11 protein-coding genes are annotated in these 12,805 nt (G+C 33.1%); 9 read left to right on the forward strand and 2 right to left on the reverse strand.

Translation table 11 applies throughout. From position 1 onward, the window contains the following. Window positions 1-14: 14 nt before the first annotated feature. Both yidC and proC read left to right on the forward strand, forming a co-directional pair. Window positions 15-1,904 (forward strand): membrane protein insertase YidC, encoded by a 1,890-nt coding sequence (gene yidC / locus B0I03_RS00895; RefSeq protein ID WP_111565603.1) that lies wholly within the window; start codon window positions 15-17, stop codon window positions 1,902-1,904. Between the two features lie 58 nt (window positions 1,905-1,962). After that, complete coding sequence (gene proC, locus B0I03_RS00900; RefSeq protein WP_111565604.1) at window positions 1,963-2,763, forward strand: pyrroline-5-carboxylate reductase; 801 nt, start codon at window positions 1,963-1,965, stop codon at window positions 2,761-2,763. A gap of 61 nt (window positions 2,764-2,824) precedes the next feature. Here proC and B0I03_RS00905 read toward each other — a convergent pair whose 3' ends face one another. Continuing rightward, window positions 2,825-3,754 carry a fasciclin domain-containing protein gene (locus B0I03_RS00905; RefSeq protein ID WP_111565605.1) on the reverse strand — a complete coding sequence of 310 codons (930 nt, stop codon included), beginning with the start codon at window positions 3,752-3,754 and terminating at the stop codon, window positions 2,825-2,827. Between the two features lie 186 nt (window positions 3,755-3,940). On the opposite strand from B0I03_RS00905, the gene B0I03_RS00910 reads away from it, so the two are divergent. The 5 genes from B0I03_RS00910 (at window position 3,941) to pafA (ending at window position 9,057) form a co-directional block, all read left to right on the forward strand. Continuing rightward, window positions 3,941-4,705, forward strand: coding sequence for a toxin-antitoxin system YwqK family antitoxin (locus tag B0I03_RS00910; RefSeq protein WP_111565606.1), 765 nt, complete (start codon window positions 3,941-3,943; stop codon window positions 4,703-4,705). Continuing rightward, window positions 4,706-5,893, forward strand: a complete 1,188-nt coding sequence (gene mnmA, locus B0I03_RS00915) for a tRNA 2-thiouridine(34) synthase MnmA (RefSeq protein ID WP_111565607.1) — start codon at window positions 4,706-4,708, stop codon at window positions 5,891-5,893. It abuts the gene before it with no gap. Between the two features lie 55 nt (window positions 5,894-5,948). Then, window positions 5,949-6,893, forward strand: coding sequence for an NAD(P)H-dependent flavin oxidoreductase (locus tag B0I03_RS00920; RefSeq protein WP_111565608.1), 945 nt, complete (start codon window positions 5,949-5,951; stop codon window positions 6,891-6,893). A 12-nt stretch (window positions 6,894-6,905) separates the two neighbouring features. Further along, window positions 6,906-7,334 (forward strand): hypothetical protein, encoded by a 429-nt coding sequence (locus B0I03_RS00925; protein ID WP_111565609.1) that lies wholly within the window; start codon window positions 6,906-6,908, stop codon window positions 7,332-7,334. Window positions 7,335-7,446: 112 nt separating this feature from the next. After that, the gene (pafA, locus tag B0I03_RS00930; protein WP_111565610.1) at window positions 7,447-9,057 is read left to right on the forward strand and encodes an alkaline phosphatase PafA; all 1,611 of its coding nucleotides are present in this window, start codon (window positions 7,447-7,449) and stop codon (window positions 9,055-9,057) included. 128 nt (window positions 9,058-9,185) lie between these two features. Here pafA and lysA read toward each other — a convergent pair whose 3' ends face one another. After that, window positions 9,186-10,391 (reverse strand): diaminopimelate decarboxylase, encoded by a 1,206-nt coding sequence (lysA, locus tag B0I03_RS00935; RefSeq protein ID WP_111565611.1) that lies wholly within the window; start codon window positions 10,389-10,391, stop codon window positions 9,186-9,188. 237 nt (window positions 10,392-10,628) lie between these two features. Between lysA and sucC the strand changes: the two genes are divergently transcribed. Together sucC and nadC are read left to right on the forward strand one after the other, a co-directional pair. Continuing rightward, entirely contained in the window at window positions 10,629-11,822 is a 1,194-nt protein-coding gene (sucC, locus tag B0I03_RS00940) for an ADP-forming succinate--CoA ligase subunit beta (RefSeq protein WP_111565612.1), read from the forward strand. A gap of 123 nt (window positions 11,823-11,945) precedes the next feature. Next, on the forward strand, window positions 11,946-12,803 hold the full coding sequence (nadC, locus tag B0I03_RS00945) for a carboxylating nicotinate-nucleotide diphosphorylase (protein WP_111565613.1): 858 nt from the start codon (window positions 11,946-11,948) through the stop codon (window positions 12,801-12,803). Window positions 12,804-12,805: the final 2 nt, after the last annotated feature.

Here is a 12,805-nt window from a genome sequence, read left to right on the forward strand (position 1 = left end):
ACACTAATAAGTAGATGGAAGAAAAAAAATTAGACCTTAATTCGATTATCGGATTTGTATTGATTTCTGGAATTTTGATTTGGATGTTATATTCAAATGCTCCAACACCAGAAGAACAAAAGGAAAAAGAGAAAAAAGAGCAATTAGACAAACAAGCCAAAGAAGTTAAAACTGAAAATTCTACCGTTGCCGCAACTCCAGTAGCAGATTCTACTAAAAATGCTGCAGCTCAAGCACAATTAGGTTCGTTTGGATATTCTGCAACACTTCCATCGGCTACAGATGCTGTCACCGAAATCAAAAATGAAGTTTTATCGCTTAAAATTTCTAATAAAGGAGGATATATCGTTGATGCAACTGTTTTAGGATTTGATCAATTTGAGAAAAATTCGAAAAAAGCAGTTCAAATCATTAAAGATAAAAACGCTTCTTTAGACATCGCTTTAAATACTACAGACAACAGAACGTTGCATACAAAAGATATGTATTTTGAACCTAAGTTAACTACTGAGGGTAAAAATCAAGTTTTAACCTTACAATTAAAAGCGGGACCAGATCAGTTTTTAGAATACCGTTATGTGTTGAAGCCTAATGAATATATGTTAGATTTTGCTATCCGTTCTCAAGGTTTAGAAAAAGTAGTCAATACTTCAAAACCATTAGATTTAGAATGGCAATTAAAATCATACAGAAACGAGAAAAGTGTTTCTTATGAAAACAGATATACAGAGCTAGTTTTCGAATATGAAGATGGAAAAGACGATTATTTAAACGCTGCTAAAGATTCTGAAGACGAAGCTAATGACGTTTCTTACATCGCTTTCAAACAACATTTGTTTACCTCTATTTTATTGACAGATACGAAATTCAAAACGGCTAAATTTAAATCAGATAATTTAGTGGATGATGAAAAAGTTGACACCGTTTTTACTAAAAATTTCACAGCTCAAGTTCCTTTAGAATTTAAAAATGGCGCTTTAAACTATAATATGAATTGGTATTATGGTCCAGCGAAATATGAAATTTTAAATGATTACGATAGAAATCTAGACGAAATCATGCCATTAGGTTGGGGAATTTTCGGATGGATCAACCGTTACATTTTTATTCCAGTTTTCGGATTTATTTCAGCATTAGGAATTGGTTACGGAATGGCAATTATTTTATTTACGATTTTAGTTCGTATTGTAATGTCGCCAGTTACCTATAAATCCTACTTGTCTCAAGCAAAAATGAAGGTTTTACGTCCTGAAATTGCAGAATTGAATGAAAAATTTAAAGACAATCCAATGAAGAAACAACAAGAGACAATGAAGTTGTATTCAAAAGCAGGAGTAAATCCTATGGCGGGATGTTTACCAGCATTGATGCAATTACCAGTTTTCTATGCCTTGTTTCAATTGTTTCCATCGTTATTTGACTTAAGACAAAAATCATTCTTATGGGCAGACGATTTGTCTTCTTATGATAGTATTTTACAATTACCATTCACTATTCCTTTTTATGGTAATCACGTGAGTTTATTCCCAATCTTAGCTTCTATTGCTATTTTCTTCTATATGAAAATGACAACTGGAGATCAAGCAATGAGTGCACCACCACAAGAAGGTATGCCAGATATGGGTAAAATCATGAAAATCATGATTTATTTATCACCTATAATGATGTTGTTTTTCTTTAATTCAAACGGATCTGGATTGAGTTTGTATTACTTTATCTCTAACTTAATTACTATCGGTATTATGTTGGTTATTAAAAACTATATCGTGAAAGAAGACAAAATTCACGCTCAAATTCAGGAGAATAAAACAAAAGAGAAAAAGGAAAGTAAATTCCAAAGAAAAATGCGCGAAATGATGGAGCAAGCAGAAGCTCAAAAAGCAGCGCAACAAAAGAAAAAATAATTTTATCTCAATACAAACCCTGTCTTCAATCGACAGGGTTTCTTTTTATATTTTAATAATGAAAATAGCTATTATAGGATTTGGTAATATGGGACAAACCTATGCCAACAGTTTTATGAGTTCGGGATTTGTAGGAGCTTCAGATATTTTAGTTTTGAACAAAACGAAAATTGAAGAAAAGAATGGTTTTGGAATTGACACTTCGAATTTTTATACCGAACCCAATCCTACTATTTTTGTATCCGATATTTTGATATTAGCTGTAAAACCTCAAGATTTTAAACAATTAGCATCAGAAATAAAGCCATTTCTAAATCTAGAACACGTTGTTTTGTCGGTAATGGCTGGAATTTCTATTGAAGCAATGCAAAAGCAATTAGGAGTTACTAAAATTGTTCGTTCTATGCCAAATATTCCAACACAAATAGGTGAGGGAATGACCGTTTTTTGCGCTTCAAATGCTGTGGATAGAAAAGAACTGTTCATAGTGCAGAATTTAATTAACACTACAGGAAAATCAATTTATATCGAAAGAGAAGAAATGCTAAACGCAGCCACAGCTGTTTCAGGAAGTGGACCTGCTTATGTGTTTTATTTCATGCAAGCAATGATTGAATCGGCTGTTAAATTAGGTTTTTCGCCGTCTGAATCAGAGTTTTTGGTAAGTCAAACTTTTTCAGGTTCGGTACAGTTACAAAACAGGAGTAAATTATCAAACGAAAATTGGATTCAACGAGTAGCTTCAAAAGGAGGTACTACAGAAGCAGCTTTGTCTGTTTTTAATCAAAACAAGATTAAAGAAAATATTGTTGAAGGTATTGAAGCTGCAAATACTAGAGCCGTAGAATTAGGATCATAAAAAAAACGCTTTCCATTAGAAAGCGTTTTTTGTTCATAGCAATTTTATTTATCGAAACGAATTAATCTAAATTTGGTAATAAAACTTTGTTTACAGCATGTATTACACCATTTGAAGCTTGTACGTCTGTTGCAACAATATTTGTAGTTCTGTTTTGTTCATCTGTAATTACTGTTCCAGAAATTGTAAAAGTTCCTGTTTCAAAAGTGGTAATTGGACCTGATGGAATTGCATTAGATAAAACATTGGCACCAGCAACAACATGATAGGTTAATACCGCTGTTTTTTGTGTTGATGTTAATCCACTATATAAATTTAATGTAGCAGTATCAAATGCACTGTTTAATGGAGCAAATACGGTAAAAGGTGAACTTGCAGTTCCGTCTAAAGTTCCAACTAATTCTTGCTGAGTTAATAATGAAGCCAAGGTGCTAAAATTTGGATTAGCAGTGGCATGTGTTACAATTGTAGGTAAACCAATAACAGCATCAACAACATGAATAACACCATTATTAGCTGTAATATCAGCTGTTGTTACACTAGAAACTCCATTTAATCTAACGCCAGATTCTGTGTTGATGAACATGCTTAAAGTGTTAGTTGACGAAGCGCTTCCTTTTGCTAAAGTTTTAACATAACCAGTGGTTAAACCTGTTGATAAATTTGTTCCACTCACTACATGATTTAATAATACTTGTGTTAATGTTGGTAGAGGAACATCATCTAAAGATTCAAATCCATTGGCATCTAAAAAATCTAAAAATGCATCATTTGTTGGGGCAAAAACGGTATACGAACCTGCTTGATCAAGTGTTTCAGCTAAATCAGCACGACTTAAAGCATCAACAAGAATTGAAAAGTTTGGATTTCCTGATGCGATGTCAGTTATCGAATTGTTCTGTGGTGCGCTATCATCATCAGAACATGAAAACATTAACGTAGAACTTACTACTAATAACGTTAATTTGATTAATTTTGCATAGTTTTTCATAGTGTTTTATTTTTTGTTTAATCAAAATTAAAAAAGATTAAACAAATAAAAAACTATTTTGCTGCGTTATATAGCAGATTTAACTCACATTTATTTTTTGTTTAATCAGTATTTGGTCTAATATTTGATTTTTTCAATAGTTACTATGTGATTAAAAATTAATAAATTAAACAATAATTAAAAAAAATGAAGCAATTATTTCTTGTTATTTTATTTTTAGGAACTTTTGTTGCTAATGCTCAGGATAAAATTAATCAATTAGACGACAAAGGGAATCGCCATGGTTTATGGAGAGGAACTCATAAAGAATCGAATCGTGTTCGATATGAAGGTACTTTTGACCATGGAAAAGAAACTGGTGTTTTCAAGTATTTTGATGATACAAAAGTAGGTACTGTTATTGCCACAAGAGATTTTTCAAAAGGAGATGGTTCGTGTTATGCTGTTTTTTACGATCAAAAGAGCAATAAAGTAAGTGAAGGAAAATTGGTAAACAAACTTCCTGAAGGTGAATGGAAATATTATCATTTTGAATCGAAACAATTGATGTCGCAAGAATATTATAAAGATGGAAAACTTGATGGTATTCGAAAAGTATTTTATAAAGATGGAACTATTGCTGAAGAAACTAATTACAAATTAGGTATTAAAGCAGGAGCTTCTAAAACCTATTCAGAGAAAGGACAATTGATAGATTCTCATATCTATAAAAATAATCAATATGATGGAGTTGCTTCCTACTATGATGGATTGGGTAATAAAATGTATGAAGGAAATTATGTAAACGGAAAGCGTGTAGGAACCTGGAAGTTTTTCGAAAAAAACAAGGTAATCAAACAAGTTAAAGCCGCTAAATTTGGTCAAGAATTGATAAAATATGAGCAAAGAAATGCCAAAGAAGCATCCAAAACATTGGAACAATTAAAAGAAGAAAAAGGAGGACAAGAATAAATGAAAAGAGTTGTAGTAGGACTTTCGGGTGGAGTAGACTCGAGTGTTGCCGCTTATTTATTAAAAGAGCAAGGATACGAAGTTATTGGGCTATTCATGAAGAATTGGCACGATGATTCTGTAACTATTTCCAATGAATGTCCGTGGTTAGAAGATAGTAATGATGCATTGTTAGTAGCTGAAAAATTAGGAATTCCTTTTCAAACGGTTGATTTATCGGAACAATACAAAGAGAAAATCGTTGATTATATGTTTAACGAATACGAAAAAGGAAGAACTCCAAATCCTGACGTATTGTGTAACAGAGAAATCAAGTTTGATGTTTTTATGAAAATTGCGATGTCATTAGGTGCTGATTATGTAGCAACTGGGCATTATTGCCGTAAAGGAACCATTGAAAAAGACGGAAAAGAAATTTACCAATTATTAGCGGGTAAAGATGGCAATAAAGATCAATCGTATTTTCTTTGTCAGTTATCGCAGGAGCAACTTTCGAAAGCGTTATTTCCTATTGGTGAATTAACCAAACCTGAAGTTCGTGAAATCGCATCTAAATTAGATTTGATTACAGCCGAAAAGAAAGATTCACAAGGACTTTGTTTTATCGGTAAAGTACGCTTACCTGAATTTTTACAACAAAAATTACAACCAAAAGAAGGAGTAATTATTGAAATTCCAGCGGAATCCGAAATCTATCATCAAGAAAGACCCCAATTCAATTCTGAGGAAGAAGCTTTTGCTTACGAATCTAGAAGAATATATTATTTAAAAGTTCCTGGAAAAGTTGTAGGAAAGCATCAAGGCGCCCATTATTTTACAAAAGGACAACGTAAAGGTTTAAATGTTGGAGGAACAAAAGAACCTTTATTCATTATTGAAACGGATGTAGAAAAGAATATCGTATATACTGGACAAGGTAATCAACATCCTGGATTATTCAAAAAAGCATTATTTATTGCAAATGATGAAGTACACTGGATAAGAGAAGATTTAGCTTTAAATGAGGGTGAGAAAATGGAGGTAATGGCAAGAATTCGTTACCGTCAACCTTTACAAAAAGCCACTTTGCATCAGTTTAAAGACGGAATGTATGTAGTGTTTGAAAATCCACAATCTGCTATTACTGAAGGACAGTTTGTTGCTTGGCATTTGAATGATGAAATTTTAGGAAGTGGTGTAATTGCATAACCTTTGGAAATCCGAACAAAAAAAGTAAATTGCAATAAAATAATGTATTTTTAAAATGAATAAAATTACCCAACTCTTCAATATAAAATACCCAATAATTCAAGGCGGAATGATTTGGAATAGCGGTTACAAATTAGCAAGTGCCGTGAGTAACGCTGGCGGTTTAGGCTTAATTGGTGCTGGTTCTATGTATCCAGAAGTGCTTAGAGAACACATCCAAAAATGCAAAAAAGCTACCGATAAACCTTTCGGAGTTAACGTTCCAATGTTATATCCTAACATTGAAGAAATCATGCAAATTCTGAAAGAAGAAGGCGTGAAAATCGTTTTTACTTCGGCAGGAAATCCAAAAACTTGGACGTCGTTCCTTAAAGAAAATGGCATAACAGTTGTGCATGTTGTAAGTAGTTCTAAATTCGCATTAAAAGCACAAGAAGCAGGAGTAGATGCTGTGGTTGCAGAAGGTTTCGAAGCCGGCGGACACAATGGAAGAGAGGAAACGACAACGTTAACCTTAATTCCAATGGTGCGTGAACAAATTTCAATTCCATTAATTGCTGCAGGAGGAATAGCAACGGGTAGAGGAATGCTAGCCGCTATGACTTTAGGTGCCGATGGCGTTCAAATGGGAAGCCGTTTTGCTGCTTCAACTGAAAGTTCTGCACATGATGAATTCAAAAGAACGATTGTGGAAACCGGAGAAGGCGATACACAATTAACTTTGAAAGAATTAGCTCCTGTTCGACTAATCAAAAATAAATTCTATAATGATGTTCAGGAATTATATGCTAAATGTCCATCAAAAGAAGATTTAGTAGAATTATTAGGAAAAAGAAGAGCAAAAAGAGGTATGTTTGAAGGCGATTTAGTCGAAGGTGAATTGGAAATTGGTCAAATTGCGGGTTTAATTCACGATATTTTGCCTGTTGAAACTATTGTTGATAATATCATTACCGAATTTAACATTGCTAAAAAAGAGGTAACTACCTTTGAATTTTAATATAACAACGAAATGAAGAGTTTAAAATACATACTATTGTTTTTGTTTTTTGCATCGGCTACCACTTATGCTCAAAAATTTAATTTCAAAACTTCTGGATATATGGTAAGCCAGAAAGACAAAAAAGGAAATTGGGGGGAATGGTCAAAATTACAAAAATCAGAAATGACGGTGCTTTTGGACATGGAAAGTCACAGAATTGTGGTTTATTCAGAAATACTTCAGTTGTTTTCTATTATGAAATATGGTAATCAAGAAACAATTGGAGATGATGATGTAGTAAAATTTAATTGTGTGGATAACAATGGAGTAGAATGCGTTTTGGCTATTTACACTAGAAAAAAACAAGGAGGCAGAAATCAATTGTATATCACTTATGAAGATATGATTATTGCTTACAATATGACAGTTCTTGAAGATAAGCCTACAAAGAAGAAATAATTATAAACTATATTTAAAATGACTTTTTATTGAACACAATAGAAAGTCATTTTTTTATTTATTAACATTCCATTTACATCAAAAACGTACTTTTGTATAAAATAGTTTTAAAATGAAAAAAGCTTTAGCCGTATCTGCATTAATTGTTTCTTCGCTACTTTCAGCACAAGAAAAACCTAAGTTAGTAGTAGGAATTGTAGTAGACCAAATGAAAATGGAATACTTATATCGTTTTTCAAACGACTTTTCCGAAAATGGTTTCAAGCGATTAATGAAAGAAGGTTACACGTTTCATAACACGCATTACAATTACATGCCAACTTACACTGCTCCTGGACACGCTTCAGTTTACACAGGAACAACGCCAGCAGTTCACGGAATTGTAGGTAATGAATGGTTCAATAAAGCTACTGGAAAAGAAATGTATTGTACCGATGATGAAACGGTTTCAACTATTGGAGATGATTCCAAAAAAGAAGGGAAAATGTCGCCTAAAAACTTACAAAGCTCTACCATTACAGATGAATTGAAATTATCAACCAATTTCAAAGGAAAAGTTATCGGAATCAGTATCAAAGATAGAGGTGCTATTTTGCCTGCGGGACATTTTGCGGATTGGGCATTTTGGTACAGCAAAACGGGAGCTTTTATTTCGAGTACCTATTACGGAGAAAAACTTCCAGATTGGGCAACGCAGTTCAATTCAGAAAAGCATTATTTGAAATACGTAAATAAAGGTTGGGATTTACTAAAACCAAAAGAAACCTACAACGAGAGCTTAACCGATAACAATCCATACGAAGGGAAATTGTATAAAAAAGCACCGTTTATGCCATACAATTTGCAAGATATGTATGATGCAAACGATGCCGGAATTCTTCGTTCAACACCATTCGGAAATAATTTATTAGCTGATTTTGCTAAAAAAGCCATTGAAAGCGAAAATTTAGGAAAAGATAATATTACCGATTTCTTGGCAGTAAGTTTTTCTTCGACAGATTATATCGGACACGTTTTAGGTCCACGTTCGATTGAATTACAAGACACGTATTTGCGTTTGGACGAAACGATTGCTGATTTCTTGACTTACTTAGACAAAACGGTTGGGAAAGGAAATTACTTAGTTTTCTTAACTGCCGATCACGCTGGAGCTGAAAATGTAACGTATTTGAAAGACAATAAGTACAAAGTTGATAACATTAATTACAAAAATATTCAAAAAGACTTAAAAGAGTTTTCAGAAACTACTTTTGGAGAAAACTTAGTATTAGATTACTCGAATTACAACTTGTTTTTTGATAAAGCGAAAGTAAAAGCAAAAGGCTTGAATTTACAAGATGTAAAACAAACCTTCAAAGATTATTTACACAAGCAAGATTATATCAAACGTGTTTACACCGAAGAAGAAATCACCAACGGAAATCCAAGTGATTATTATTTAGACTTCATCACAAAAGGTTACGACCCAACACAAAACGGAGAACTAATCATGATTTTCAAACCAGGTTATGTAGAATATTCTTCAACAGGAACAACGCATGGTTCGCCTTATTCTTATGACACACATGTTCCCTTAATTTTCTTTGGTTGGAACATTAAAAAAGGTCAAACCCACGATAGAAAAGAAATCACACAAATTGCACCAACCGTAACCCAAATGCTAAAAATCACTATGCCTAATAGTTCTGATGGTAAGGTTTTGTTGGAGGTTTTAGGAAAGTAATAAAAAAAGCATCAAATAGGATTTAATTTGATGCTTTTTTATTTGTCCTAATTCAGAAATTCGTATTAATTAAAATCAAAAAAACCGAATTAATAATTAATCCGGGCTTTTCTTTTTTAACCAAAAAACTAAATTTCAATCATCACTTGATTTCTCAAAATATCATCAAACGTTTCACGTTCTCGGATTAAATGACCTTTTCCGTCTTTCCATAGCACTTCGGCTGGTTTTAGTCGTGAGTTGTAGTTAGATGCCATTGAAAAGCAATAAGCGCCTGCGTTTCTAAAACATAAAATATCACCTTCGTGAATTTCTGTAATTCTTCGGTTGCTAGCAAAAGTGTCGGTTTCGCAGATATAACCTACTACCGAGTAGTAACGCTCTTTTCCTTTAGGATTAGAAATATTTTCAATATGATGTTGCGCGCCATATAACATTGGACGAATCAGATGATTGAATCCAGAATCAATTCCAGCAAAAACCGTCGAAGTAGTTTGTTTTACTACATTTACTTTCGCTAAGAAATATCCTGCTTCACTCACTAAGAATTTTCCAGGCTCAAAAGCCAAAGTTAAAGGGCGACCATATTCTTTTTCGAAAGCTAAAAAGCGTTTTGTTAGTTTTCTTCCAAATTCTTCTACATTGGTTTCAATATCTCCTTTTTTGTAAGGCACTTTAAATCCACTTCCAAAATCGATAAAATCTAATGCTGGGAAATTTTTAGCCGTTTCAAATAAAATTTCGGCTGCATATAAAAACACTTCTACATCCAAAATATCCGAACCTGTATGCATGTGGATTCCGTTGATGTGCATTTTTGTATTTTCAATAATTCTCAAAATATGTGGCAGTTGATGAATCGAAATCCCAAATTTACTATCAATATGTCCTACAGAAATATTCGCATTTCCACCAGCCATCACATGTGGATTAATTCGAATACAAACGGGAATATTCGGATGTTTTGTACCAAATTGTTCCAAAATCGATAAATTATCAATGTTAATTTGAACACCTAATTGCGCTACTTCTTCAATTTCTTCCATTGAAACACCATTAGGAGTGTAAATAATGTCTTTTGGTTCAATACCAGCGTGTAATCCCAATTGCACTTCTTGTAAAGAAACAGTATCTAATCCAGAACCTAAACTTTTTAAGTATTTCAAAACAGATACATTCGATAAAGCTTTAACGGCATAATGCACCTTAAAACGTTCTACTTTGCTAAATGCATTTTGTAATCGGTTGTATTGAAAGGCAATTTTTTCCGCATCATAAACGTATAATGGACTCCCAAATTCTGTTGCTAATTGTTGTAATACTTCTGGTTTCATTTTTGATTTAATTTGATGCAAAATTAATTCAATATTTACTTTATGCAATTTTTAAAACAATTATTAACAAAATGTAACAAAATGTTTTATTTGTAACATTTGTGTTTTTTTGAAGTTGCAGTTTTAATAGGATTATGTATATCAAATTCCCAAATTAAACGAAAAAAAGTTAGTCCATTAAAAATTACTTTGCTATTTTTGTGGCACTTTTTTAAACAAGATAAACGCATAACAATTATGAACATACACGAATATCAGGGTAAAGAAATCCTAGCTAGTTATGGAGTACGTGTTCAACGTGGTATTGTTGCAAACAATCCAGTTGAGGCGGTAGCTGCAGCAAAACAATTAACTGCTGAAACAGGTACAAGTTGGTACGTAGTAAAAGCACAAATCCATGCTGGAGGTAGAGGAAAAGGTGGAGGAGTTAAGTTAGCTAAAAACTTAGACCAAGTAACTGAAATTTCTGAGCAAATCATCGGAATGCAGTTAATTACACCACAAACTCCACCAGAAGGAAAAACAGTTCACAAAGTATTAATTGCTGAGGACGTTTATTATCCTGGTGAAAGCGAAACTTCTGAATTCTATGTTTCTGTATTATTAAACAGAGCAACAGGACGTAACATGATTATGTATTCTACTGAAGGTGGAATGGATATTGAAGAAGTTGCTGAGCACACACCACACTTAATTTTCACAGAAGAAATTGATCCTGCTTACGGATTACAAGGTTTCCAAGCTAGAAAAATTGCTTTCAATTTAGGTTTATCTGGTGAGGCTTTCAAAGAAATGGTGAAATTTATCGATGCTTTATACAAAGCGTATATCGGTTCTGATTCTTCAATGTTTGAAATCAACCCAGTATTAAAAACATCTGATAACAAAATCTTAGCAGTTGATGCTAAAGTAAATATCGACGATAACGCTTTATTCAGACAAGCAAAATATGCTGAAATGAGAGACGTTAGAGAAGAAAATCCAATCGAAGTTGAAGCTAAAGAAGTAGGATTAAACTATGTAGATTTAGATGGAACTGTAGGTTGTATGGTAAACGGAGCTGGTTTAGCAATGGCTACTATGGACTTAATTAAGTATGCAGGTTTTGAGCCAGCTAACTTCTTAGACGTAGGTGGAACTGCTGATGCAAAACGTGTTGAAACAGCTTTCCGTATTATCTTAAAAGATCCAAACGTAAAAGCTATTTTAATTAACATTTTTGGAGGAATCGTTCGTTGTGACCGTGTTGCTCAAGGTGTTGTTGACGCTTACAAAAACATGGGTGATGCTATTCAAGTGCCAATCATTGTTCGTTTACAAGGAACAAATGCAGAAATTGCTAAAGAATTAATCGATAATTCTGGTATGCCAATTTTATCTGCAGTACAATTCCAAGAAGCAGCTGATCAAGTAAAAGCAGCTTTATCTTAATCGAATTTTAAATTCAATCATAAAGAAACTCTCAGATTTATCTGGGAGTTTTTTGTTTTTTACGGGCTCAATATTTTTTAAACTTCAAAGGATTTCTTACATTAGCAATTCAATTTACAAACCATGATTTCAGAAGCGCAATTTCAAAAAGAATTAGAATTAATCATTAGCAATGCCATTCGCGAAGATGTTGGAGATGGCGATCATAGTTCGTTAGCTTGTATTCCAGCTTCAGCACAAGGAAAAGCGAAGTTATTAGTTAAAGATGAGGGAATTATTGCAGGAGTAGAATTCGCTAAAATGATTTTTCATTATGTAGATAAAGACATGAAAGTGGAAACCTTTATCAATGATGGAGAAAGAGTGAAATATGGAGATGTTGTTTTTCATGTTTCAGGGAGTTCGCAATCTATTTTGAAAGCCGAGCGTTTGGTATTGAATTCAATGCAACGTATGAGCGCAATCGCAACGAAAACCAAAATGTTTGTTGATTTATTAGAAGGAACAAATACCAAAGTTTTAGATACAAGAAAAACCACACCAGGAATTCGTGCCATCGAAAAATGGGCAGTAAAAATTGGTGGTGGTGAAAATCATCGTTTTGCTTTGTACGATATGATTATGTTGAAAGACAATCACAACGATTTTGCTGGAGGAATTCCGCAAGCGATTGCAAAAACAAAGCAATATTTGATTGATAATAACAAAGATTTAAAAATCATTGTCGAAGCCAGAAATTTAGACGAAGTGCAACAAATTTTAGATGCTGGTGGTGTTTACAGAATTTTATTGGATAATTTCGATTACGAAACTACGAAGAAAGCAGTAGCTATGATTGGAGATCAAAGTTTGACAGAATCTTCAGGAAACATCAATGAAAAAACCATTCGCAATTATGCAGAATGTGGTGTGAATTATATTTCTTCTGGTGCATTAACGCATTCGGTTTATAATATGGATTTAAGTTTAAAAGCGATATAATA

The sequence above is a fragment of the Flavobacterium aquaticum genome (genome assembly GCF_003259835.1).
Taxonomy (GTDB): Bacteria; Bacteroidota; Bacteroidia; order Flavobacteriales; family Flavobacteriaceae; genus Flavobacterium; species Flavobacterium aquaticum.